Raw genomic sequence first — 26,453 nt, forward strand, 5'->3', positions numbered from 1 at the left:
ACTTTTACTAATTAGGCTTAACTGACTTTATTTTGCCAGCTATGCTAAATAAATGTCCGCTTATTCTGTTCGTTTGCGTTTTTTATCTTAGTAACGGGAAATTCTCGGTGCCAACTTTAAATTAAACAGTAACGCTTGGGCTCGCCCCAGACAGAATTAAAAAGGATTTAAAAATGAGTAAGATATCTTTAAAGCACTTTTGTTTAACGGCCATTTTTATCAGCTTATCGATTAATGCCTCAGCATCTTTGCTGGTTAGTAGCAGCCAGTCAGTCAACGTAAGTGGTAAGTACTTGCCTGATAATCCAGCCAATGTCCCTGATCCGCGCCTTGATTTGTCGGCCTCATACAGTGGTAATAATACTGGAGGAACAAGTGATTTTGACTTTGATTTGTCTGACAAAGGTATTGATTCAGGGCGTGCTTATTGGGATATAGGTATTTCTCAATCAAGTTTACGCAGTGTATCTGACTTGCGCATCCAACATGATTTTTCATCCCAGGCTCAGTTTACTGATTTATCGGTGAATGTAAGCAGCAATGTGAGTTACGCCGACACCATTACAGTAAGAGATTTAAGCACCGGACAGCTAGCAACACCTACTAACCTGTTTGTTCGATTTGAAGTTGGTATTACGGGTGAATTATATAATGATGTTATCTATGACAACCCATCTGCAGGTGGCGCTAGTGTCGCTAATTACTCTTCTGAGGCTAACTTTTCTTCTCGCATTGCAAATAGTAGTGGAGATGCAAACGAAGACTGGCAGATAGCGTCAACAAATAGCGAACATTCGAATGGCATATTTGGTTCAAATGTACTTGAACGCGAATTCATAAATTCAAATGTTACCTTCCAAGACTTGTTGTGGAATGGTCAAGCGATTTTTTTTGGTTGGGACTTCACCGAAATGTTTGAAGTCGAGATTGAAGGGATAGATGTGGGCTCTATCGATATCAACTTACAAAATGATCTCGGCAACACCTTTGTGACGCGCGCAAGTGTGTTTGACGCAGATGGCAATTGGCTCTCAAATTATGCGGTAGAATCGTCAGAAGGCTTTAATTACGAACAAATTTCTAGCCTTGCTAACACTCCCCTGCCGGTGCCGGCTCCTAGTTCTGCACTTTCGTTTTTCGCGCTAGCATTATTTGGTAGCCAAATGCTTCGTAAAAAACGCAAAGCTACTCTTCATAATTAGGTATTTTGAGAATGCAGGGACAATAATTGTCCCTGTTTGGTTACCTAAAAACCACCATCTAATTGAGTTTCTTGTAAACGCTGAAAATCAAAGGGCGTATTATCTAAAGAGAATGAGTCGTGTTTAGAAAAGGCATCGCTTCTTGTATCGCGAGAGGCATTCGCCCCACATGCTGGGGCGAATAAACTACCTTAATCCTTTAAATGCTCGACAAAATAATTAGTTTGCATCGTATGCAAATGCAGTGAAGTGCCTTCTCCCTCAACGATGCCATGGCGACGATTTGGGTAAGACATAAAATCAAACTGACGGTTGTGCTTAATCAACTCATTTATGAGTATTTCGGTTCCCTGATAATGCACATTGTCATCTCCAGTGCCGTGCACCAATAAGAGCTTGCCCTGTAAATTTTTAGCGTGTGTGATAGGCGATGCTTCAACATAATTTGGCCCATATTCATCCAGCAAACCCGAATAGCGCTCTTGATAAATAGAGTCATAAAGGCGCTGATCAGTCACTGGTGCTCTTGAAACCCCCACATGGAATTGTTCTGGATATCTAAATAGTAGGTTCAAGGTCATCGAGCCACCACCGGAGTGCCCCCATACGCCTACACGATTGCAGTCAATATACTGCCATTTAGCACAAATACTGTTTAACGCGTCGGAGTGATCTCTTGCCCCAATAGGACCCACATTGCCATATACCGAGCGGCGCCAGTCTCTGCCTTTAGGCGCAGGGGTGCCGCGGTTATCTACTGAGCTCACAATGAAGCCTTTTTGTGTCATCATGATGTGCCAAGGCGTATTGCGCATCCACATATCCCGCACAATGTAGGCTGCTGGGTCACCATACACAAAGTTGATAATGGGGTACTTTCGATCCGCATCCATATTGGGCGGGCGCATAATGTAACCGTCTAGGCTGAAACCGTCAGGCGTATCGACACTATAAAACTCATGATCCCCTAGACTAAGCTCTGCCAGTTTAGCCGCCAGCTCAGCATTGTCTTCCATTACATGGTGAGCCTTATGATCAGGTAGCGATATAAGCGTGTAAACCGGTGGCTGCATAAAACTTGAATGAGTGTGAATGGCCCATTTTGCGTCCCCTGATAAATCGTAAGCGTTGGTGCCGCTGTGTTGCTCAGGCGTAATGCGTGTTAAATCCCCTGAGCCATCGAGGTTTGTGCGATACAAGTACCGTTGAGTAGGATTGTTGGGGGACGCTGTAAAGTACAGCCAGTTATTGGCCTCGTCTTTGGCGACAAACCCTATTACATCATAGTCGCCCGGTGTGAGGTTGACTATGTTCTGTCCATCGCTCGAAACCTTGTATATGTGCTTCCAACCGCTTCGCTCACTTAACCATAAAAAGTCGTCTGATGAGGTGAGCCAAATGGGATCTTTTAAATATTCAATGTAGGTCTCTTCTTGCTCGACAAATCGTGGTGTTGCTTCACCTGTATTTATATCTGCATAAAACACCGTGTTGGTATCTTGCTTACGATTCATCTGTTGAATCAACACCTGTTCACCGCCTTTTGCCCAGCTCATGCGCGGCACATACATATCCTTAGCTACTCCTGGTAGTTCAATCCAGACAGTATTTGCATCATCAACTGATACCACACCAATACGTGCAGCGGAGTTTTCCTCGCCTACTTTTGGATAAGGAATAGAAGTAATGGTTGGATAGAGGGTATCGGTGTTATTGATTATATAGAAATCCTGGGCGGCGCTGGTATCAAACTGCCAATAGGCAATATGCTCGCTGTTAGGGCGCCAGCGAAACCCGTCTTGAATGCCAAATTCTTCTTCATAGGCCCAGTCAAATAAGCCATTAATAACCGTTTCAGACGCATCGGTGGTCAGCGCGCTCACTTCTCTTGTTTGCATGTCTTGTACATAAATGTTGTTCTGATATACATAGGCAAATTTAGAATTATCGGGCGATAGTTTGCCAAACATCATTTGGCTAGGCACTAGGTCGCTTGCGCCCAACTTCCACAGGTCGTTGTCTTCAATATTTAATACCCAATACTCACCGCGCGTTTTATCCCGCCACACATACTCAGCCTGTGTATAAATCAATAAAAAACGCTTATCTTTTGACCATTGATAATCATCCACCACTAATGCTTTGTCAGAGCCTGCTGGCGTAAGCTGAGCTAAGCTAATTAATACAGTGCGCTCGAGCGTGGCGGGATCGTACTGCACGATTTCTTCATAAATTTTTATGTCATCGCCGTTTTGGTCTTTTTCTAATTCAGCGTCTTCATAGCCTTCAGCTGTTTCTAAAGCAGTAAAATGTGAACCGTCTTTATCCCAGCGAATGGCGCCGGGACGCTTCGCTCTGTATTCGTACTCCTGAAAAAGCGCTTCGTTTGTAATCAGTGCGCCTGATGGTTGTGATTGACTTTCATGGCTGTCGCCATTTTGCGTGGAATTTTGTGTTTGCGGGCTGCAGGCCCACAGAGATGAAAAACACAGAACGGCAAATAGTGCAACACGAAGCTGCTGCGCATAGTGAGAGGGAGGGTGCATTCAAAGAAGTCCTATAGAGGCTGTATGTTCCTTTTATCCTCTCCGATATGCACCTAAATGTAAATAAATCTTCTTAGCTTGCGTTTATCGTTTAGATACCCAGAGGTATACCCAAAGTGAAGAACCCAACTAACAATAACGTCCAGATAATTAAAAACGCCAACGAATACGGCACCATGATAAGCAACATATCGCCAAAGCCCATATCGGGGCGATACTTACGCATAAACGCTAAGATAACGCCGGCGTAGGTCATCATTGGGGTGATAATATTGGTCGATGAATCGGCCACTCTAAAAGCGGCTGCCACAAAGTCTGGTGTCATTTCAGGGTTAACGAAGAACAGCATGGGCACAAATATCGGGCCAAGCAACATCCACTTGGAGGTTAAACCGCCAATAAAGATATTGATAAAAGCAGTAGTGAAAATAAATCCAATGAGCAGTAAAACCGGGAATTGTTGTAAACCAAGGGCTTGTAAAAACTCTGCGCCTAAGAATGTAACCCAAGTGCCTAGGCCGCTATAGCTTAGTAGTCCCAAAAAGTTATAGGTAAAGAAGGTTAACACCATTACATAACCCATCGTATTCATTTGGCTAACCATGGCTTGTACGACTTCCCAAACGCTTTTAAAGCGTCCTACGGCCACGCCGTAAAACACGCCTACAATCACAAAAAATAGTGAAATCAGCAGAATGATATTGTTCATGTAGGGTTTGACAAGTGCACCTGACTCATCGACAAAGCTTGCCAATGGGCCCATTGATAGCCCGGCTATCACCAGTAATGAAACCAGCGTACCGAGGCCTGCTGCACGCAACCCTTTTTTCTCTTCATCAGACACTTCAAATTCGCCGGCGTTGATATCTTTGGGTACGACAAAATCACTGTTATTTAATTTTGGCTCTACAAATTTACGCGTTACCCAAAAGCCTGTCAGTGTTAGCACCACGGTGGACACAACGATAAATATCCAGTGCATGGTAATAGGGTTTAATGCTTCGCCTGCAGCATTGGCAAACGGCACGCCTTGAGATTCAGCAAAAATTTGTGCGTTGAGTCCGATGATTGCGTCGATAGGGCCTGGAATAATGTTGGCGCTAAAGCCTGCAGATACACCAGCGAAAGCGGCTGCCATGCCTATCAATGGGTTACGTCCTAACCCTGCGTAAAGTAAGCCCGCAAGTGGAATTAACACAAGGTAGCCTGCATCGGTGGCGATAGAGCTTAAAATACCAATGAGTACCAGCAGTAATGGTAGCCATTTTTGCGGGATGTGAGCCCCTGCGCGTTTTATCAATGCGCCGAATAAGCCAGAACTTTCAGCCACGCCCACAGCCATGATCACAATTAAGATAACGCCCAATACACCGTTGCCAAATGCCAACCAGTTCGCCAGTAACGCATTATCAAAAATCCACTGCATATTTGCCGCTTCGTGCATGCCCAGTATTTGATGTTGAACGGGTGTACCGCCAGCGCCTGGGGTCTCAAAGGTATAACCAGACATCAATACAGTAAGCAGGTAAGCTGCAGGATAAAACGCCATAAATATTATGACGGGATCGGGGATGCGTTTTCCAACGCGCTCGATAAAGCTACCGAGGTTATTTCCATTTACGGGCATGCTAAATATCTTCTTGTGATGATAAAGTAAGTGTCAAGTTAGGAGGTTAAACGAAGTGATTTTGTGATTCAATAGCTGTCACAGCAGGCATATGTTGAGTGAGTTTGCATTTTAACAACATAAACCGATTGATACTGATGGTTTATTATCAAACTATATGCATTTTTGCGTAAGTCGTTATGACTTTCCTGCTAAAGACAGCTTAAATTGTTCAAGAGTAGTGAGCAGCAACTGAAGCTTTTTGACAATGACAGTGAGTTTTTCCTGCTGAGCTTGCTTAGACAAGGTTGCATCTTGTTGTTGCAACAAAGCTACATCGCCTGCGACTTCCTCGACGTATTCTTTAAAACGCTTACTGCGGCTAGTGAAAACCGTTTCATCGCCAAAAATAGTTTGAAACTTGCCTTTGCCATCACTTTGCAAGGTATTTAATGCTTGGTCAGCATCAATGGCTTTACGATAGGCAATTTGAAGGTTTTCGTTTAGAGCGGAAACAACGTTGTTCATACATTCCTTTCTTGCGGTATTAATTTTTAAGTGTAGCGGCCGATAATGTCGAGGTAGGCAATTGTGCCTGCTTTAACCGATTGCCGCAAGCAATCATAGGATAGACAATGGATATACAAGGTACATCCGGCGTCGCGTACACCCTTCAGATAAAGTCTGCGCAAATGTCTAACGACATGCAAAAACAAGAAGGGCAGGCGGTACTTCAGTTACTTGAGGCCGCAGCACCGGCGCCAGCGCCGACCAGTGGAAGCGCAGGTTCAATCATCAATACCTACGCATAAATTCACGGGACTGGCTGTAATCCTAAATCAATCGGCGTTTTGCCGGGCTGCCCTGCAATTTCTCTCACGAGTTTGGGCACTAAATAGCCCGGCTGACGCTTTATCACTTCTGCCATAATTGCTTTGGCTTCTTTTTCAGGCATGTCAAAGTGAGCCGCACCGGTGACTTTGTCGAGCAAATGCAAATAGTATGGCAACACTCCAGCAGAAAACACCGCTTCATTTAGCGCGATTTGAGCATCTGCACTATCGTTAATACCTTTTAGCAATACTGCTTGATTTAAGAGCGTCATGCCCGCCTCACGAAGCCTTTTGCAACGCTCAATGAGACTTTTACTGACTTCATTAGCGTGATTAATATGAAACACCATTATCTTTTGTTGACGCAGAGCTGAAAACCATTGTAAAAACTCGTCATTGATTCTTTGTGGGATGACCACGGGCAAACGCGTGTGAATGCGCAGGCGTTTTATGTGAGCAATGTGACTAATCTGTTCGCATAACCACGCTAAATGCGAATCCTTTGCCATTAGTGGGTCTCCGCCAGAGAGGATGATTTCATCTAGATTTGTATCATTTTGAATGTATTGAATAACATTGAGCCATTGCTGTTTATTGACGGCGTTTTCTTGATACGGGAAATCGCGTCTAAAACAATATCGACAGTTTACAGCACATCCGCCTTTTACGATGAGCAAAGCCCTGTTGAGGTATTTGTGTAAAATGCCTGCTTGCTCATTGTCTTGCTCCCCTAAAGGGTCTCCCACGAAGCCACTTACCTCTTCAAACTCTTCAACGCGCGGCATGACTTGTTGTAATAGTGGATCGTCCCAATCTCCTGGCGTCATTAAATCAGCAAAGGGACGAGGCACTCGCATTGAAAACAAGCGTCTTGCTGCGAAGTGTTCGCGATACTTTTGAGGGTCTAAACACAGGTATTCGAGCAAAGATTCAGGGGTGGTAAAGCATCTTGCTAATTCTTTTTGCCAGTTAATCTCTACAGGCATGCTTTTTTTCGGTATTATCTGCATGTTTTCTTTATCCAGCGTATATATTCAGAGGAATTAATGGCTAATTTCAGTACAAACGAGTTTAAAGCAGGTCTTAAAATCATGCTAGATGGTGAACCCTGTTCTATTTTAGAAAATGAGTATGTTAAACCTGGTAAAGGCCAAGCCTTTAACCGTGTGCGTATTCGTAAGCTCATATCAGGCAAGGTGCTTGAAAAGACCTTTCGCTCTGGCGAATCCTTCGAAGGCGCCGACGTCATGGATACCGACTTAGCTTATTTGTATAGCGACGGTGAATTCTGGCATTTTATGAACAACGAGACCTTTGAGCAAATCGCCGCTGACCAAAAAGCCGTTGGCGATAATGCCAAGTGGCTAGTTGAAAACGACGTTTGTACCTTAACGTTGTGGAATGGTAGCCCAATTGTGGTCACACCGCCTAATTTTGTTGAGCTAGAAATTACCGAAACTGACCCTGGCCTTAAAGGTGACACCGCGGGCACAGGCGGCAAACCTGCAACGCTCACTACCGGTGCTGTAGTACGCGTACCATTATTTGTTCAAACAGGCGAAGTCGTAAAAGTAGATACTCGCAGCGGCGAATACGTTTCACGCGCTCAAAAATAGCCCTGTATGGACAATTGGCAACCCACTGCCACAATTGAAAGGCTGCGCCAACGCGCAGCCATACTTCAACAGGTCCGTGATTTCTTTTTGCAACGCAACGTGCTTGAGGTCGAGACTCCCGCCTTATCCCAAGGCACCGTTAGCGATGTTCATCTTGATGCATTAACAAGCGATCATATTTTACCTGGCCAACCACAACCGACACGCCTGTACCTTCAAACCTCTCCAGAATATGCAATGAAGAGACTACTTGCTGATGGTTACCCAGATATTTATCAAATCTGTAAGTGCTTTAGAGAGGATGAGATTGGGCGCTTGCACAACCCTGAATTTACCATGCTTGAGTGGTATCGACGTGATTTCAGCATGCATCAGTTAATTGATGAAGTGGGTGCTTTACTTGTGAGTGTACTAGGCGTAAATAACATCACGCAGTCGACTTATCAGTCGCTATTTTTGCGTTTCTTAGATGTTGACCCGTTAAGTAGTGATTTGGCTTTACTGGTTAAGCGGTGCAGTGAAAATGGTTTACAAGAGTATGCCCAGCAACTTACGCAGCTTTACGACAGTGGCACAAATGCATTGGTAGAGCCCCTCAAAGATGCGTTACTGCAAGTGCTGTTTAATCAATGCATTGAGCCTTACATTGGGCAAGATGTCCCAATGTGCGTTTCGCACTTTCCTGCCTCTCAGGCCGCATTAGCCTGTTTAGCCAATGACGGTAAAACCGCATTGCGTTTTGAGTTTTATTATAAAGGCCTTGAGCTTGCCAATGGATTTGAAGAGCTTACCGATGCAAAAGCGCAGCTTGCAAGGTTTGAGAGTGATAACCTTATTCGAGAGCATCTCAACAAGCCCTCTCGCCCTATCGACCTTCGGTTTTTGAAGGCACTGGAATCTGGACTACCGCCCTGCGCTGGCGTTGCGCTTGGTATTGATAGGCTGATTATGTTAGCGCTAAACTGCGAGCATATAAACGAGGTCATTAGCTTTGATATCACACGTGCTTGACGGTCTAATACTATGAGCGATCATATATTTGATGTAGACGCTTTTATTCAATCTCTTGAAGGCAAGGTAGTCATCGCCGGTTATGGCAGTTTACTATCGAGCAGTAGTCGAGAACGGCATAGTCAATTATTTACACCTACCATACCGGTATTTGTAGACGGCTGGCAGCGAGGTTGGCTTACGCGCGCATACCACGAGTCGCAAACATATGTGGGAGCACTACCAAATCGTCAAAGCAGCTTAAACGCGCAGCTTATTCCCATGCAAATCAATCCGGCTTTTGAAACGAGAGAGCAGGATTATCGTTTTACGAAAATCGCGCTCGAGCAAATTCGATTACCTAGGAATTTCAGTCAAGATAAAGAGCTTAGCAATGCTTTGCAGCGCACACCCATTTATATTTGCGAAACACTGGACGTGAAAGAAGCGGATGATGAGCATCCCGTCAATTTCAGCTATGTGGCGACTTGTTTGGCAGGCTCTCATGAAGGCTGCCAACATGAAGGGATAGACGACTTTTTAAATCATACAAGTCATTGGCGAAAAGCACACATTAACATGGATATTGAACGTGCCGAATATCCTCGTAGTGCAGATTTAAGTGAAAGTGCACTGCAACACTTCGCGGCGAGATTGCGCCGGCACCTAAAAGAATAAAAGGCTGCTTCGAGTCAGCCTTTTATATAAGGATATAGCTAAAACGTTTGACGTTTAAAAGCTAACTAGGAGTGCGTAGCACCATCAATCGAATTTCAGTCATATCGGCAATCGCATAGCGAATACCTTCACGACCCAACCCAGATTCTTTGACTCCGCCGTAGGGCATGTTATCCACTCGCCAACTAGGTACATCACCTATTACCACACCGCCAACGTCGAGCGTATCCCATGCTTTATGGGCTTTGTAAATATCACGAGTGAAGATACCCGCTTGTAAACCAAACTGACTGTCATCAACGAGTCTCAAGGCCTCGTCAAAGTCACTGAATGAACTTATTACAGAGACCGGGCCAAAGGCTTCTTCGGTAACCGCTTCGCAATCTCTTGGGACATTTTCTAGGACGGTTGCTTGCAGCATAGCGCCATCACGCTGTCCACCGCACAATAAATTTGCGCCTGCGGCCACTGCGCTTTGAATCCATCCGTCTAAGCGCTTAGCTTCGCTTTGAGAGATCATAGGGCCTATAAAGGTGTCTTCATTGAGCGGGTCACCATGTATGAGCGCTTCGACTTTGCTAACGTAACGCGCTTTAAAATCGTCGTATAAACTGTCATGCACCAGCACTCGCTGAACGCTGATACAGCTTTGTCCAGATTGATAATACGCACCAAAAATAATGCGCTCTACCGCGTCGTCTAAATCCGTTCCCTCGTCGACTACGCATGCCGCGTTGCCGCCAAGCTCTAATATGACAGGCTTTTTGCCAGCTTTTGCTTTTAGTTGCCAACCTACATCAGGGGAGCCGGTAAAGCTGAGTAATTTAAAACGCTCGTCGGTAGTAAACAAATCGGCGCCGTCGCGACTGCAAGGTAAAATGGAAAACGCGCCCTCAGGTAGGTCAGTTTCTGCCAAAATTTCACCAATGATGAGAGCACCGATAGGCGTTCTACTCGCGGGTTTTAAAACAAACGCACATCCAGCTGCAATAGCAGGTGCGATTTTGTGGGCCGCTAAGTTAAGCGGAAAGTTAAACGGTGAGATAAAAGAGCAAGGCCCTATGGGAACGTGTTTATACATTCCGGTGTAACCTTTGGCTCTTTCGGTAATCTCTAGATTAATTACTTCGCCATTAATCCGCACCGATTCTTCGGCGGCAATTTTAAAGGTATCAATCAGACGCGTGACCTCACCTCGTGCATCTTTGATGGGTTTTCCTGCTTCGATGCATAGGGAGTAGGCCAGTTCATCAAACCGTTTCTTAAAGCCCTCAATACAGTGTTCTAGAATTTTTTGACGCTGGTAAGGAGCCATTTTATTTAGAGCCGGCTGGGCTTTTTCGGCAGCAGCGATGGCTTGGTCAATAACCTTTGCATCTGCAAGCGCTACGCGCGTAGCCACTTCTTCGGTAAATTTATTGGTAATTTCCAAATCTTCATTTGCATACACTGGCTTGTTAGCCAAGTAGTACGGATAGGATGTTGCTAACATAATGCCTCCTTTATAATTTAGCGCTCAGTTCACGAATGGTTTTATTGAGAGTTTCATCATTGAGACTATAATCCACCGGGACATCAATCAAATGAACGCCAGGCTCTGCTAAGCATTTAGTCAGTTGCGGTGCAACCTCATTTGCAGCGTTTACCCGCCAACCTTTGCCGCCGTAGCTTTCAACATATTTGACAAAATCTGGGTTGAGATAGTCTAGCCCGTAGTTGTCAAAGCCCATGTTTGATTGCTTCCACTTGATCATGCCGTAAGCATCATCACGCAAAATTAAAATGACGATATGCAGTTTCAAGCGCACTGCCGTTTCAATCTCTTGGCTGTTCATCATAAAGCCGCCATCACCACATACGGTGATTACCGGTTTATCGGGGTAGACTAATTTGGCTGCCATGGCCGATGGAAGGCCTGCGCCCATAGTGGCTAATGCGTTGTCGAGTAGCAAAGTATTAGGGAAGGGCGCTGGATAGTTGCGAGCAAACCATATTTTGTAAACGCCATTGTCTAAGGTCACTATGCCGTCTTTTGGCATTGCTGAGCGAACCTCTTTGACAAAACGCTCTGGCAGTATAGGGAAGCGTTCGTCTTGCTCAGCCGCTTGGCGGTGGTCGATATTTGCTTGATGAACATCATCATAGAAATCTAGCTTCCAATGCACTTGTGATGAAATGCCTTCTTTAATTTGCCAAATACTGTTGGCAATATCGCCAATGACTTCAAGTTGAGGGAAATACACAGGGTCTACTGCTGCGGTTTCAAAGTTAATATGCATCACTTTTTGCCCTCCTACTTCCATAAAGAAGGGAGGTTTCTCAACGACGTCATGGCCTACATTGATAATAAGGTCGGCGCGTTTAATTGCTCGGTGCACAAAATCGCCTGCACTTAATGCTGTGTTGCCCATGAACTTTTGATGATTTTCATCAATCACGCCTTTACCCATTTGTGTGGTAATAAAAGGGATACCAGTTTTTTCGACAAATTCTCCCAGCATTTTAGCGGTGAGCTTTCGATTAGCACCCGCACCGATTAACAGCACCGGAGATTTAGCCTTTTCAATCATCTCAACTGCCGCGCTAATCGCTTTGTATTCTGCAATGGGGCGTCTGGCTGTGCTTTGTGCTAGCAGTGGTGCGCTGGTTTGTTCCGCAGCTATATCTTCTGGTAGTTCAATATGAGTGGCGCCTGGGCGCTCTTCGCTGGCAAGTCTAAATGCTTCGCGGACCACTGATGGAATGCGGTCGCCGCTTACCACTTGTGTTGTGTATTTGGTAATGGGTCGCATCATGTCTACCACATCAATTACTTGAAAGCGGCCTTGTTTGCTGGTTTTGATTGGCTTTTGGCCTGTGATCATCAAAATAGGCATGGCGCCTAGCTGTGCATATGCAGCGGGTGTTACGAGGTTAGTTGCGCCGGGGCCTAATGTTGCTAAACATACGCCTACTTTTCCAGTGAGTCGTCCGTATGTTGCGGCCATAAAGCCTGCACCTTGTTCGTGTCGGGTCAGGATGAGTTTTATACTAGAACCTCTTAGCGACTCGAGTAAGTCGAGATTTTCCTCACCGGGGATCCCAAAAATATACTCTACGCCTTCTGCTTCGAGTGCTTTTACCATAAGGTCGGATGCTTTCATCTGTAATCCTTTCATGCTGGTTGATATTCAAAATGCGATTTTGAGATAACAACAGAATTGACGATATCCATACTGCGGATTGTGATTTGAAAATTCGATAAAGTGTTTTGCTAGACTAATAGTCTTTTATCAACAGGTATTTTCCTTATAAACACCATAACATTAAAGCCTTGCGCTTTGCTAATGAGAAGTTTTACTTAGATGTGCGATTAAAATATAAACAGGTTTGAATTTTATTGCTCATTAGGACCGAGCTTTCAAGCTGATAGCCAATTCTGCAGTTTGTTTACCCAATAGCTTAAGAACACCCTGATTGGAGTTATCTTTTGTATAGAGCTTTGGCAAAACAATAAGAACACCATATCAAAATCAGTTTTACGCTACTCCAAGTTTCACCATAGCCACGACATGTTACAAGTGATTTGTGACGATACTCACTAACACGTTTACTGCCGTAAATAAAATCTGCAAAGCAAGATTTGAATTGATATATTGTTTGGCGAAAGAAACAAATAGCCAAAATAGGAATCCAGTAGATGAGCTTAAAAACAAAAATAAGTGGTCTAGTGCTTTGTTTAGGATGTGTTGTCGCTGTCCCATATGCATTCGCGACCACCGACGCTAGCACTAACGACAATCAAGTTATTACGTACCAAGACTTGTTTCATTTAGAATATGCGGCGAATCCGTTAATTATGCCCGACGGCGATACCGTACTTTATGAGCGTCGCAGCATGGATATTATGACTGACTCGCAGCGAACTAATCTATGGACAGTATCCTTAGATGGAAGTACGCATATGCCATTGATGTCTAGTATGGCCAATCATAGCAGTGCGGTATTCTCGCCAGATGGCACTAAAATGGCCTATTTGTCGAGCAAGGAAGGCAAAACACAAATCTATTTGCGCGATATGGCCACAGGTAATACGGCTCGTGTTACCGACGTAAACATGACGCCAAACTCATTAAGCTTCTCGCCAGATGGCAAACAGCTAGCGTTTGCAATGTTTACACCCACCGCTGCAAAAAGTTTGTTTACACTGCCGGCAAAACCGCCTGGTGCTGAATGGGCCGAAGAAGCGCACTACATTGACCAGACATTGTTCCAGCGAGACGGTGCTGGGATGAATCGACCAGGCAACATGCATGTTTATGTGGTGCCGAGCATAGGCGGCACGCCTCGCCAAATTACTTCAGGGGAGCATAATTATGGTGGTCAGCTAAGCTGGACGCAGGCTGGCGATGCAATCGTGATGTCTGCAAACATCCGAGAAGACAGCGACTTTGACGTATTTAATAGCGATATAATTGTCGTCAATGTTGCCGATGGTAGCCTGACTAAGCTCACCTCAGAAACAGGTCCAGAAAGTAATCCACACTTAAGTCCTAACGGCAAGCTATTGGCGTTTACCGGCTATGTTGATAACGGCAAATCGAGTCAAATTAATCATCTTTTTGTCATGAATACCGATGGTTCGGATATGAAAGATCTTACTCCCGAACTTGACCGCTCAGTTGGCGATATTCAGTGGGCTGAAAATAGCCGAGGTTTATACTTCAGCTATGACGATGCGGGCAAAAAGAACGTGGCTTATGTGAATTTATCGGGTAAGCGCACTCTTAAAACAGACGCGCTTGGTGGGCAAAGCATTGGCCGTCCTTACACTTCTGGAGATTATGTTGCCACAGACGATGGTGAGGTCGTATTTACCTTATCTACCGGTGACCGTCCTGCTGATTTGGCGGTGGTGGATAAACGCGGAAATGTGACGCGTTTAACCGACCTCAACGGTGATATTTTTGATCATAAAGTGATGAACAAGCCTGAACTCCTTACAGTGAAAAGTTCTTTTGATGACCGCGAATTGCTTGCTTGGATTGTGAAACCCCCGATGTTTGATCCAAGTAAAAAGTATCCTTTGATTCTTGAGATTCATGGTGGTCCGCATACCGCTTATGGGCCAGAGTTCTCAACCGAAGTGCAAATGTTTGCAGCAGCAGGTTATGTGGTGGTTTATGGCAACCCTAGAGGCTCCACATCTATGGGTACCGAATTTGCGAACTTGATTGATAAAAACTACCCTTCAGAGGACTATAACGACCTTATTGATATGGTAGACGGCGTCATTGCACAAGGGTATATCGATGAGCGTAATTTATTTGTCACTGGCGGTTCTGGCGGTGGTGTACTGACCGCGTGGATCATTGGTAACACCGATCGCTTTGCCGCAGCGGTAGTTGCAAAGCCTGTGATTAACTGGATCAGCATGATTGGTACATCTGATATTTACACGTTCATGGCGCGCTATTGGTTTACTGATTTACCTTGGAATGACGTTGATCAATACTGGCAGCGTTCGCCACTACGTTTAGTGGGCAACGTGACGACACCTACCATGGTACTAACCGGAGAGTTGGATGTAAGAACGCCTATGACCGAAAGTGAGCAATACTACGGTGCACTAAGGTTGGAGGGTGTAGAAAGTTCTTTAGTTAGAATTCAAGGCGCATACCATGGTATTGCAGCTAAACCGTCTAATTTAGGCCGCAAAATCGGCAACATATTGGCATGGTTTGATAAATATAAAACTACTGATGAAGAGTAGCCTTTTGCATTAAAGCAATAAAAAAGCCGATACCTTCAAAAGTATCGGCTTTTTACGTTTCGAATGTGTGATTTATTGTTCCGCTAAAATAGTTGCTTTGACAAGTACAATGTCTTCTTTTGGTACATCTTGAAAACGAATAAGCGGTCTGTATTCAGTTTCTACTTTTGACATAGCGTCTAAGACTTCTGTACCGGATACCGCACTGCCAAAAACCGTGTAGCCCCAGTTTCTGCCTGGGTCAAGATTGTCATTATCATCTAAGTTAAAGAAAAACTGTCGTAATGCCGAATGCGGGTCATTTTGACGCGCCATTGCGATGGAGTACCAGTCATTTTTTAGTCCGTTACCTGATTCGTTTAAAATGGGGTCCTTAGTCTCCTTTTCTTTAAAATCAGGGGAGTATCCGCCGCCTTGGATAATATAGTCCGGAATGAGGCGATGAAAAATAGTATTGTCGTATTCCCCGCGCTTCACGTAATCGAGAAAACTATTTACCGTCAGCGGCGCTTTTCGGCGATTCAGTTCAATGACAATATCGCCCATGCTGGTTTCAAATTTAACGCGTGGATATAAATTATCGGGTTGAATTTTTGAGCCGGCTTGCTTGCTAGGGTCAACAACTTGCGCAGTGGCTGCAAACATAAATATGCAAATTACAGATGTAAATATAGTGCGTATCATCATATATTCCTGCTCCTGAACGATTGATACTGAACGTAGATTATTGCTCTGCGTCTTCAAGCGCCTCAAGCGCTTCAGTTAAATCCTTGCCTAGCGCCTGTAGCTTTGGCATTGCGTTTTGCGCCATGGCCTGTCCGATTTGCATTGATTCTTGCGCCACGACCGGCATAGTGCGAAGCACCGACTGGCCTGCTGGTGATTGATAAAACGCTAAAATATCAGCAATTTCTTGCTCAGTGAAATTCTGAAGGTATACGTGTCTCAATTCTACCTTCATCGCGTCCCAACTCATCTCATCCATCATCACTTGTGTCATTTCTTGATGATACTTTGCATATACGGCTGTTTGCTCTGCGGTCAAGTTTCTATCCTTGAGGTTGTCGATGTAGATGCTTTCCATCTGCGAGAACATCACCTCCATGGTCTTGTCCATCTCCATGATCTCAAAAAGCTTATCAAGGTTGTCTTGCGTGGTGTTTGTTTGGGCCTGAGAGGCGGTTGCAATTGAGATAGATAAAACGACAAAGACAAAAAACGTTTTCATACTGTAATTTCCTTATTAACATTTACATGAATAGTTAGGCGGCCCATATTATTGCAAATAATGCGCGATGTACAATAGGCGAAGATTGACGCAAAAAAGAGATTGAACGCTCAAACACACAAAGCGTGTACTGAGCGCCAATCTCTACACAGGGAAATCGATAGATTAAAGCTGAAAGTTGTTTGTGACGACCTGTCCATGTTGACTTGTAACTTCTGCTTTTATGCTAGTTACACCCTCTAGCTGCGCTTTCATCAAGACCGCACGATAGGGATATGTAGTATCAAAGGATACGAGTGACTCAATGTCTCCCTGCATTGCGTAAAATTCAACGCTGGCCATGTTAAAGCCGTTACCCTCTTCGAAGGTCAGGTCAAGTGGAATAAAGATGCGATCATTTTCTTCATAAGGTGCTTGTATGCTTGCCGCAAGTATTTTTGAAGTTGGCAGGGGAGCCTGTGAGCGTAAAAGCGCAAAGCTTAGCGGCGGCAGTTCAATATCCATACTATCTTCAGATTGTTTAAGCGCGCCTTGCGAATCGCCCTCAATCGCATAGGCAACGCCATGATTTTGCAATTCTACGTTTTGTGGCTCCGTAGAGAAGTTAAATACTACGAGATAATCTTGGGAGCTGCCTGGTAGCATTCTACTAAATGCATATACGCGCTTTTCTTCGTCTGCAAAACGATTAATTTGGTCACCGTTTCTAAGCGGGGTATGCGTCTGGCGCAGATCTGCAAGCTCAGATAGATACATATACAAAGGATGATTCACATTAAAGTTGTCGTCAGCGGTGGTTTGTGTGCTGCCGATTAAATTGTTGTCGTTGTAACTATCGACTTTTGAAGGGTCCATGTTTTCTCGTGCATCAACATCGCCATTATCACTGGTAAAGCCCTGCTCATCCCCGTAATACAGCACGGGAACGCCGCGAGATAGATACATGAACGCATGAGCAAGTTTGCTGCGCTTAAGTTTTTCCTCTTCGCTGATATTCGCCAACCCTTGCTCAATGAACTGGCCAACACGGCCCATATCATGGTTGCCCAAAAAGTTTAGCAAATCGTTTGGCGTTGAATCGGCATCTCGGTAGTAATCATCGTTATCAATCAGGTTTGCTAATTGATTAACGCTTTTGCTTTCAAACACCACATCTTTCACATTAAAAGCAAAGCCAAAATCAAGGACTGAGGGTAACTTTCCAGCGTTGGTGTACTTGCTTAATCCCGCAGGGTTACCGTCGTACACCTCGCCAAAAATAAAGAATTCTGGAATGCCGATAGCTTGCGCGTGTTCGGTAATGGCAGGGCCAAACGACTGCCAAAACTCAAGGTCTACGTGCTTGACCGTGTCGATTCTAAAACCGTCGGGCTTAAATTCGCTGATCAGGTCTTTAAATACTTCAGTTAGGCCGTTAACAACGATTGGGTTGCTTGTGTCTAAATCGTCTAAGCCTGCAAAATCGCCCTTAATAACGCTTTCACCCTGCCAGAATGAATCCCCTTGATTGTTATACAAAGACGGGTCATTTAGCCATGCGGGCACTTTTACATTTTGTTCATCAGGCAGCACAAATGGGGTATAGCGATTGCCATTAGCTAACTCGTCACTGCTTCGAAAAGCGCAGCCTTTGGTTTGTGGATCTAAAAAATTGCCTTGCGCGTCATGACACTCTTCATATTTGATAACGTCGGCGGTGTGATTAGTAATAATATCGAAGAAAATCTTAATACCACGTTGATGTGCAGCGTTGATCAAGCTTTTTAAATCATCATTGCTGCCAAAGTGCGGGTCAATTTCAGTGAAGTCGACTACCCAATATCCATGATGGCCAAACCCATCAGGTTGTACCGCACGGTTGCGTAATATGGGCGTCATCCATATTGCCGTAACGCCGAGGCCTTGTATGTAATCAAGCTTAGCCTCAAGCCCGGGTATATCGCCTCCATGAAAGGCCCATTTAGAGCTTACATCCAACCCGCCATACGAGATAGGTCGCTCAGGGTCGCCGTTATCATTATTTGGGTTGCCGTTGTGAAAACGATCGGGCATGACAAAGTAGAAGATATCGTCTTGGATGTTTCGCGTTCTGACCTGAGCACTTTGGTCGCTCGTAGTCTCGACAACTGACGGTTGTGTAGACGCAGGTGTTGCATTTTCTGGCGCTTTTGTGCAACCTAAAACGACGAAGGCAAATGTAATCATCAACATTATCTTTGTTATGTGAGAAAGGGTCTTCATAGTTTTCCTCGTGCGAATAAGTGCCGGCGAGCGCATAGCGTTTCGTGCCGAATATAAAGCAATTTTTGCAAAGGTAGCAAAATATCGTTGTTAAAATTCATTGAATACGTATGTATCTTTCTTAACAGTTTGTTAACGTTTATGCTCCACAACAATTTTATTCGTTTGCGATAAAGCGCCAAGCATATGATTCATCGTCCCGCACAAGCTCAAAAATTATCACCTACCCATTATTCTAAATGGCCTGTTCGTTGGCACAGAGTCATGCTGACAGCGCTAACACTTGCTTGCGCATCGTTGCTAGTAAGTTGCACAGACTCAAAAGAGCCCGAGGAGCCCCAAACACAAGCAGCAATCAAACCTGTGGTAACTACCAATGCCCTTGGTCACCTTGCTCAAGGGGAAGGTAAACCGGTGATATATCAGGTATTCACCCGCTTATTTGGTAACACCAACAGTAATAATATTCCTTGGGGGACTATTGAACAAAATGGTGTGGGTAAATTTAATGACTTTACTGATGAGGCACTGCTTGGCATAAAAGAGCTTGGCACCTCATATATCTGGTATACAGGCGTATTGCACCACGCTGTGATCAACGACTACACCGCTTATGGCATCACTGAAGACGACCCAGATGTGGTAAAAGGTCGCGCTGGCTCTCCCTATGCGGTCAAAGATTACTATCAAGTCAATCCAGATCTTGCTGTGGATGTAGATAACCGTTTAGCTGAATTTGAAGCGCTAATTCAACGCACGCATTCGCACGGCATGAAGGTTATTATTGATATTGTACCTAATCATATTGCTCGTGATTATGCTTCGATGAACAACCCACAAGGCCAAGAAGACTTTGGCGCTAGTGATGACACAAGCGTTGAATATGCACGAGACAATAATTTTTACTATGTGGTTGGTGAGTCGTTTCAAGTCCCTGTAGCAGATGATTATGCGCCCCTTGGCGGCGACCCCCACCCATTGTCAGATGGCTTGTTTGAGGAAACACCTGCAAAATGGACAGGGAATGGCGCTCGAGCCCCTCAACCTAATATTAACGACTGGTATGAAACAGTGAGACTTAATTATGGTGTAAAGCCCGATGGAAGCTACGATTTTACGGCCTTGCCAGACGAATACCGAAACCTAGACTATAAAGCGCATGCGGCATTTTGGGCGCAGCAGTCACTACCTGATTCGTGGTACAAATTTGAGGCTATTGTACATTTTTGGATAGACAAGGGAGTAGACGGTTTTCGCTTTGATATGGCCGAAATGGTGCCGGTAGAGTTTTGGTCGTTTTTAAACGCGTCGATCAAGTCAAAGCGCGCAGATACTTTACTCTTAGCAGAAGTGTATCAACCCCATTTATATCGAGACTATTTACAGCTTGGCAAGATGGATTATCTATACGATAAGGTTGAGTTTTATGACTCGCTTAAATTAGTGATGCAGGGCACAGGGGATATGTCGGCCATTGCGGATGTGCAAGAGAGCATGGCAGATATTGAGCAACATATGCTGCACTTTTTAGAAAATCATGACGAGCAACGCATCGCTAGCCCAGATTTTGCGGGTAGTGCAGAAAAAGGTAAACCGGCGTTAGTCGTTTCTGCCTTGATAAGTAAATCACCTACCATGATATATTTTGGCCAAGACGTTGGCGAAGATGGCAGTGAAAACATGGGGTTTGGCAAAGCATCTCGCACCACTATTTTTGATTATGCTGGCGTGCCGGCTCATCAACGGTGGATGAACAACGGTAAGTTTGACGGCGCCTTGTTAAGTGAGTCAGAAGCGCAATTACGTCAGTACTACATTGATGTGTTGAACATTTCTGCTCATCACTCAACCATGCGTGGCGAATATCAACAGTTGCATAGCGCTAACCTTAATACTCAGTCAGACTATACGCAGCAGCAGTTTGCATTTGTTAGGTACAACGAAAACAAAGCGTTGATGGTAGTCAGTAATTTTGCTAATGAAACCATCAAAACCGATATACAAGTGACTCCAGACATCATAAAAAAATGGCGTTTAACGCCTGGCGAGTATGCAATAACTGACTTAATTAGCGGTAATGAAGCCTCACTTAACGTCACCGCAGATGGCAGTGGCGCAGCCTTTCCTGTCAATTTATCAGCGCTAGAAAGTCATGTGTTTGAACTCACTTTAGGAGCGAAAGAATAATGAAGATGCGAAGTATGCCAGTAGGTGTAGTGCTATCTTTTCTTGTGCTGATGATGTCATCGGCTGCGGTTATGGGTTCACAAACGGTGACCTTAGAGCACGCAAGCTTGATAGACAATGCTGTGCACATCACGACCAATAAGGGGAAGGTCACTATTACTGCGTTAAACCAAGCGTCGGTGGAGGTGTTCTATCAACCAAACGGTGTGAAGCAGTTACCATCTTTTGCGTTACCTCAAGATACTTTGAAGCCGAACTCTTTACCCTTGACTAGCACATTGCTTGCGCAAAAGCATGGTTACATCTTTGACTTGCCAGCGCTGCAGGTGCATATCCAATCTTCACCTTTTCAACTTAGCTTTGTAAAAGATAACAAAATGCTAGCAAAGGAAGAGGTAGGGTTATTTGTATATGACAACGTGCGAGGATTTCGCTTTAGCTTAGAAGATGATGAAGCAATATTAGGTGGCGGGCAACGCATTGTAGGGATGGACCGGCGCGGACATCGCTTTGCGTTATACAACAAAGCGCATTATGGCTACACCACTGAATCAAATCAGATGTATTACAGTTTGCCAGCAGTTATGTCGAGCAAGCACTACATCATTGCGTTTGACAACACTGCCAGCGGTCATTTAGATATAGGATACACGCAAGATGATGTCTTGCAGTTTGAAGCGGTTGCGGGGCGCACATCTTACATTTTTAGTGCTGGCGAGAATGCCAAAGAGGTGGTGCAAAATTTCGTTGATGTGACTGGCAAACAGCCATTGCCACCTCGTTGGGCGTTGGGAAATTATGCCTCTCGCTTTGGATATCGTTCCCAAGCGCAAACGTTAGAGACTATCGATAAATTTATCGCGCAAGACTTCCCAGTAGACGCAGTAGTGTTGGATTTGTTTTGGTTTGGCCCAGATATTAAAGGGCATATGGGCAACCTTAACTGGGACAAAAATACCTTTCCTGAGCCAGAAAAAATGATACGCGAGCTTAAACAAAAAGGCGTCAATACGATTTTGATAACAGAGCCTTTTATTTTGACGAGCTCGTCGCAGTGGAATGCTGCGGTTGAAAACAAGGCGCTCGCCAAAGACTTTTCTTTTGAACCGCGTACATTTGACTTCTACTTTGGTAACACCGGTTTAGTTGACGTTTTCAATGAAGATGCACAAAGCTGGTTTTGGCAGTATTACGCGCGTTTAAATGAGCAAGGCGTTGCGGGTTGGTGGGGAGATTTAGGTGAGCCGGAAGTGCATCCGAGCGACAGCTTGCATAAATTAGACGGCCAGTATGTTACCGCTGATGAAGTACACAATGCATATGGCCACAAGTGGGCGCAAATGGTGTATGAGCGCCAGCTTGAGATGCGTCCTGACGAGCGACCGTTTGTGATGATGCGCTCTGGATTTTTAGGCTCCCAGCGCTACGGCATGATCCCTTGGACCGGAGATGTTGACCGCTCATGGGATGGCTTAAAGCCACAGGTGGAACTCGCGCTACAAATGAGCTTGTTTGGATTAGCCTATATTCATTCAGATTTGGGTGGTTTTGCCGGCGGCGAACAATTTGACGCTGAACTATATACTCGCTGGATGCAATATGGTGTTTTTCAGCCAGTATACCGACCTCATGCGCAAGACCATATCGCCCCTGAGCCCGTTTTTCATGATGATGCCACCCAAGAATTGGTCCGACCCTTCGTAAAGTTGCGTTATGAGCTGTTGCCATACAATTATTCATTGAGCATGGAAAATAGTCTCTATGGTTTGCCGATAATGCGACCTCTCTTCTTTGATTTTCAGGGCGCTGATATCAATCGTACCGATGCATATATGTGGGGAGAGTCACTACTCGTATCGCCCGTTGTCTCGCCAGGTGTTTCACAACAAGAGATTATGTTGCCAGAAGGAATATGGTTTAACTTTTTCGGCGATGCAAAACGCACCAGACCGCTTTTTTATAAAGGGGGGCAAATTGCTTCTGTACCCACACCAATGCATGAAATTCCGGTGTTAGTAAAAGCCGGCGGCTTTATTCCTATGGTAGGCGCAATGCAAAACACACAGACCTATTCGACGGGTGTTTTGCAAGTGCATCATTACACGCACCCCACAGTTACTAACAGCGCGTACACCATGTACGAAGACGACGGCAAAGACCCCAATAGCTTGGCCGATAAAGCCTATCAAACTTTGGTGTTTGAGAGTGAAAGAAGCGAGTCGTCATTGACGGTAAAGGCTAGCGTTGGTGGACACTACGCTAGTGCGCCTGAACAGCGACGAGTGTTGCTTAACATACACGGACTCAATAGCTACCCAGCATCTGTCGAAAGCAATAATGCAGCGCTAAGGGTTGTGGAAGATGTCAATGAGTTAACCGTGCTAGACGGTGTGTTTTGGGATGCAAATACGCGTCAGTTGACAATTTCAGCCTCGCTTCGAGACCTAGTTCAAATTAAGGTAAACCTTATAGATTAGTGGGCATCAGATATTTGAAAGCCTGCATTATGGCTGTAAAACACATCGTTGAATACGTATGCAGGCAAATAGTCTTTCACGCCAACACAGGGTACACTGCCGCTTTGTTACAATAATTTAACAACCTGTAATGGTTTATTCATACGGGTATATAAAGCAAAGCGGTACGCACCAACTCAGCACTCTCGCCCTACCAACAATAAAAAGAGCATGACACATGGCAAATAAACAACCCACTTTAAGTTTCTGGCAAATATGGAACGTTAGTTTTGGCTTTTTGGGCGTGCAGTTTGGCTTTGCCTTACAAAATGCAAACGTCAGCCGCATATTGTCTGACTTAGGCGCAGATCCACATCAACTCTCGTTCTTCTGGATAGTGGCGCCATTAATGGGTTTGATTGTTCAACCTTTTGTAGGCGCAGCATCAGATAGAACATGGAACAAAATGGGCCGCCGTACCCCCTTTATTTTTGCTGGTGCAATCGCTGCGGCGATAGGCATGGTATTGATGCCAAACGCGCCACTCTTTGTTGCCTTTATGGCACCTATGATATTTGGCGTCTTTATGCTAGCGATCATGGACGCGTCGTTTAACGTGTGTTTCCAACCTTTTCGTGCATTGGTATCTGATATGGTGCCACCTAAGCAGCGTAACGTCGGCTATTCTATCCAATCGTTACTGATAAATGTGGGTGCGGTAGTCGGCTCGCTCTTGCCGTTCGTCCTGACCAACGTAATCGGACTAGATAACACTGCACAACGTGGTGAGGTGGCACAAAGTGTCATGTGGGCGTTTTATATTGGCGCGACAGTGCTGCTTGGAACGGTATTGTGGACGGTGTTTAGAACCAAAGAGTATGCACCTAACGAGTACTACGCTTATAAAGGTATGGACGCAAATGAAGTGGCTAAAGAGCGGGCGCAAGTCAAACCCATGTTAGAGCGCTTACGCAACTTCTTTAGCTTAGTGATTCATATGCCAAAAACCATGCGAGGGCTAGCCGTGACGCAGTTCTTTTCATGGTTTTCTCTGTTTATTATGTGGGTATATACCACCAATGCTATTACGCAACATATTTGGGGTGTGGATAAAAAGTGGTTTGACCAAACATATCTTTCCACTTTAGAGAGTGTTCCTCTGGAAATTGCTGCGGCTAAAGGTGCGGCGGGGGATTGGGTAGGGATAATTTTTGCGGCCTACTCTCTTTTTGCAGCCATCTTTTCTATCTTTTTGGCTAAACTAGCAGACAAAGTGGGACGCAAACTGGTTTATTCGAGTGCATTGGCGCTGGGTGGCTTAAGTTATATTAGCTTTTTGTTCTTCCAAAATTTAACGCCGGTTGATGTTAATTTGCTTATTACGCAAGTTACCGTGCCGATGGGTGCGCTGTATTTACTTATCCCAATGATCGGAGTGGGTATTGCCTGGGCTGCTATTCTTGCTATGCCCTATGCAATGTTGGCAGGCTCACTACCAGCAGATAAAACCGGGATTTATATGGGGATCTTCAACTTTACAATTGCCGCCCCCCAAATCTTAAGCGCGCTTACCGCAGGCCTTATTCTGAAATATGTATTTGATAATGTTGCGATAAACATCATCGCGCTGGCAGGCGTGCTGATGATTTTTGCGGCAGCTTCAGTATTCTTTGTAAAAGAAGCTGAGGAAAATTAAAAGCCAGCTTAAACCTTAAAGCAGCAGCGCGGCTAGGCAGCATCATGGTTAGCGCAACTGCTGTTTTATATATCCGTCTAGCTGCCTAATTAGTTGAGGGGATAGCTCGCCCAATATCCCTCTTGCATGCTCAGGAATATGCGCACTGGGGTCTACGCCCTCATCGAATAGATAATACTGCATAATGGCAAACCATGCTTTTTGCTTTGCTGTATCCATGGTTTTTAATGATTGAATGGCATGCAGCAACATGGGATAGGGCATTGCGGTAGACACCGACCTATCAGACCACCAATAATTTACTAAGACATTGTAGGGCGATAAGCTTTCTACATGATGCCACCACGGAGTAGGGATATATATCGCATCACCAGGCTCGAGTTCCACCGATAGGCCATGCACAAAAGCCTCGGCGTAGCGAGGATGTTTGTCTACATCAGGGGTTTTTACATCTACCAGTCCAATCGCCTGCCCAGCAGGTGTGTGGTCGAGCGGGCCGATATATAGATTACTCACTTGCTCTGGAGGAAACAGCGTGAATCGACGCTTCCCCGCCACAACAACAGCGATATTATCCGCCTCATCAAAATGCGGAGCAACGATCACGCGGTTGCCTAGCCAAATTAAGGGCTCTACTTTGTTATCAATTAATGGGTTGTCCATCTGCGCACGCAAAGCCGGGAAGTACTCGCTGACGCGCGCACTTTGTATGGCGTAATCCGCATCACTGGTATCTTGTAAAATGCGCGTAAAGCAGTCATCAGCCGCTAACTGAGCTGTGCCAAAGTTCATCGCACGCATGTCTTGAGAGTAAAACATGCGCCCATTTTGGTCATTGGGAATTCTGGTGAGGTGCATCTGCTTTTGTAGGCAATTAGCTTGCAGATACTCCATGGCATCGCTTTCACTACCTTTGTGCATGCTAACCAAGGGCCAGTGACTGGCCAAGCCTCTTATTACAAAAGGTTCGTACGTTTGCTTGCAACGTTGTTCAAATTCGCTCTTCGATAGCGAGCTGAAAATTTTGGGGGATGCCATTTTTTGATTCGAATAGGGATGCATAGCTTGCCTTGAGTCGCCAAAATCTATCACACAGTTTTATACATTTCGTCTGTATGAATCGTGTCGCTTATTAAACGTTAATATGCAATTAAATCCAACTAGTATGGTTTTGATGAAATGGATCTAAAATTTTACAAATACTCCTTGTGTTTTACTGGCGAAAAAATTACACAATAAAATCATATGGTTAAAAGTGTTTTTTAATTATGAATGTTTTCAAATGTTAAATTTGTGTTTATTTTTTCTTTTGAATACGTATGCAGAAGTTTGTCTTCTTGTAGATAGTGGCAGTAGTATGCGGTTGTAAATATAAGCCCTAATTATATATGCAGGATCTTCTGTTTAAATAAGTCGGGCAAC

The 26,453-nt window shown here is 44.8% G+C and carries 19 protein-coding genes; 9 read left to right on the plus strand and 10 right to left on the minus strand.

Annotation, left to right across the window (positions count from 1 at the left end; all coding sequences use genetic code 11):
• The first annotated feature begins 173 nt into the window (after positions 1-173).
• A complete protein-coding gene (locus tag KJ365_RS05430) occupies positions 174-1,202 on the plus strand; it encodes a hypothetical protein (RefSeq protein ID WP_214450618.1) in 1,029 nt (342 codons plus the stop codon).
• A gap of 191 nt (positions 1,203-1,393) precedes the next feature.
• On the opposite strand, the gene KJ365_RS05435 is transcribed toward KJ365_RS05430, so the two are convergent.
• The 3 genes from KJ365_RS05435 to KJ365_RS05445 form a co-directional block, all read right to left on the minus strand.
• Positions 1,394-3,748 carry a S9 family peptidase gene (locus tag KJ365_RS05435; RefSeq protein WP_214450619.1) on the minus strand — a complete coding sequence of 785 codons (2,355 nt, stop codon included), beginning with the start codon at positions 3,746-3,748 and terminating at the stop codon, positions 1,394-1,396.
• Positions 3,749-3,839: 91 nt separating this feature from the next.
• Entirely contained in the window at positions 3,840-5,375 is a 1,536-nt protein-coding gene (locus KJ365_RS05440) for an AbgT family transporter (RefSeq protein ID WP_214450620.1), read from the minus strand.
• Positions 5,376-5,552: 177 nt separating this feature from the next.
• The gene (locus KJ365_RS05445; protein ID WP_214450621.1) at positions 5,553-5,882 is read right to left on the minus strand and encodes a hypothetical protein; all 330 of its coding nucleotides are present in this window, start codon (positions 5,880-5,882) and stop codon (positions 5,553-5,555) included.
• Positions 5,883-5,989: 107 nt separating this feature from the next.
• Between KJ365_RS05445 and KJ365_RS05450 the strand changes: the two genes are divergently transcribed.
• Positions 5,990-6,166, plus strand: coding sequence for a hypothetical protein (locus KJ365_RS05450; protein WP_214450622.1), 177 nt, complete (start codon positions 5,990-5,992; stop codon positions 6,164-6,166).
• 2 nt (positions 6,167-6,168) lie between these two features.
• On the opposite strand, the gene epmB is transcribed toward KJ365_RS05450, so the two are convergent.
• Positions 6,169-7,197 carry an EF-P beta-lysylation protein EpmB gene (gene epmB, locus KJ365_RS05455; protein ID WP_214450623.1) on the minus strand — a complete coding sequence of 343 codons (1,029 nt, stop codon included), beginning with the start codon at positions 7,195-7,197 and terminating at the stop codon, positions 6,169-6,171.
• Positions 7,198-7,233: 36 nt separating this feature from the next.
• On the opposite strand from epmB, the gene efp reads away from it, so the two are divergent.
• The 3 genes from efp to KJ365_RS05470 are packed head-to-tail and all read left to right on the plus strand — an operon-like array spanning position 7,234 to position 9,471.
• Entirely contained in the window at positions 7,234-7,803 is a 570-nt protein-coding gene (gene efp, locus KJ365_RS05460; RefSeq protein WP_214450624.1) for an elongation factor P, read from the plus strand.
• Between the two features lie 6 nt (positions 7,804-7,809).
• Positions 7,810-8,814 (plus strand): elongation factor P--(R)-beta-lysine ligase, encoded by a 1,005-nt coding sequence (epmA, locus tag KJ365_RS05465; RefSeq protein ID WP_214450625.1) that lies wholly within the window; start codon positions 7,810-7,812, stop codon positions 8,812-8,814.
• Positions 8,815-8,826: 12 nt separating this feature from the next.
• A complete protein-coding gene (locus KJ365_RS05470; RefSeq protein WP_214450626.1) occupies positions 8,827-9,471 on the plus strand; it encodes a gamma-glutamylcyclotransferase in 645 nt (214 codons plus the stop codon).
• Positions 9,472-9,532: 61 nt separating this feature from the next.
• On the opposite strand, the gene KJ365_RS05475 is transcribed toward KJ365_RS05470, so the two are convergent.
• A complete protein-coding gene (locus KJ365_RS05475; protein WP_214450627.1) occupies positions 9,533-10,963 on the minus strand; it encodes an aldehyde dehydrogenase family protein in 1,431 nt (476 codons plus the stop codon).
• 10 nt (positions 10,964-10,973) lie between these two features.
• Entirely contained in the window at positions 10,974-12,614 is a 1,641-nt protein-coding gene (locus tag KJ365_RS05480) for an acetolactate synthase large subunit (RefSeq protein ID WP_214450628.1), read from the minus strand.
• Positions 12,615-13,150: 536 nt separating this feature from the next.
• On the opposite strand from KJ365_RS05480, the gene KJ365_RS05485 reads away from it, so the two are divergent.
• Positions 13,151-15,223, plus strand: a complete 2,073-nt coding sequence (locus KJ365_RS05485; RefSeq protein WP_214450629.1) for a S9 family peptidase — start codon at positions 13,151-13,153, stop codon at positions 15,221-15,223.
• Between the two features lie 72 nt (positions 15,224-15,295).
• Here KJ365_RS05485 and KJ365_RS05490 read toward each other — a convergent pair whose 3' ends face one another.
• The 3 genes from KJ365_RS05490 to KJ365_RS05500 form a co-directional block, all read right to left on the minus strand.
• Positions 15,296-15,907 (minus strand): peptidylprolyl isomerase, encoded by a 612-nt coding sequence (locus KJ365_RS05490; protein ID WP_214451290.1) that lies wholly within the window; start codon positions 15,905-15,907, stop codon positions 15,296-15,298.
• A 40-nt stretch (positions 15,908-15,947) separates the two neighbouring features.
• Positions 15,948-16,451, minus strand: coding sequence for a DUF2059 domain-containing protein (locus KJ365_RS05495; protein ID WP_214450630.1), 504 nt, complete (start codon positions 16,449-16,451; stop codon positions 15,948-15,950).
• A gap of 165 nt (positions 16,452-16,616) precedes the next feature.
• Positions 16,617-18,692 carry an alpha-amylase family glycosyl hydrolase gene (locus KJ365_RS05500; protein WP_250884045.1) on the minus strand — a complete coding sequence of 692 codons (2,076 nt, stop codon included), beginning with the start codon at positions 18,690-18,692 and terminating at the stop codon, positions 16,617-16,619.
• A 264-nt stretch (positions 18,693-18,956) separates the two neighbouring features.
• Here KJ365_RS05500 and KJ365_RS05505 point away from each other — a divergent pair, with 264 nt between their 5' ends.
• The 3 genes from KJ365_RS05505 to KJ365_RS05515 all read left to right on the plus strand — a co-directional run bounded on the left by KJ365_RS05505 (position 18,957) and on the right by KJ365_RS05515 (position 25,031).
• The gene (locus KJ365_RS05505; protein ID WP_214451292.1) at positions 18,957-20,879 is read left to right on the plus strand and encodes an alpha-amylase family protein; all 1,923 of its coding nucleotides are present in this window, start codon (positions 18,957-18,959) and stop codon (positions 20,877-20,879) included.
• Positions 20,879-23,356, plus strand: coding sequence for a glycoside hydrolase family 31 protein (locus tag KJ365_RS05510; RefSeq protein WP_214450631.1), 2,478 nt, complete (start codon positions 20,879-20,881; stop codon positions 23,354-23,356). The genes KJ365_RS05505 and KJ365_RS05510 overlap by 1 nt, the downstream gene beginning before the upstream one ends.
• A gap of 217 nt (positions 23,357-23,573) precedes the next feature.
• Complete coding sequence (locus KJ365_RS05515; protein ID WP_214450632.1) at positions 23,574-25,031, plus strand: MFS transporter; 1,458 nt, start codon at positions 23,574-23,576, stop codon at positions 25,029-25,031.
• A 48-nt stretch (positions 25,032-25,079) separates the two neighbouring features.
• Here KJ365_RS05515 and KJ365_RS05520 read toward each other — a convergent pair whose 3' ends face one another.
• Positions 25,080-26,093 carry a cupin-like domain-containing protein gene (locus KJ365_RS05520; protein WP_214450633.1) on the minus strand — a complete coding sequence of 338 codons (1,014 nt, stop codon included), beginning with the start codon at positions 26,091-26,093 and terminating at the stop codon, positions 25,080-25,082.
• Positions 26,094-26,453: the final 360 nt, after the last annotated feature.

The organism is Glaciecola sp. XM2 (assembly GCF_018595715.1).
Classification (GTDB): Bacteria; Pseudomonadota; Gammaproteobacteria; order Enterobacterales; family Alteromonadaceae; genus Glaciecola.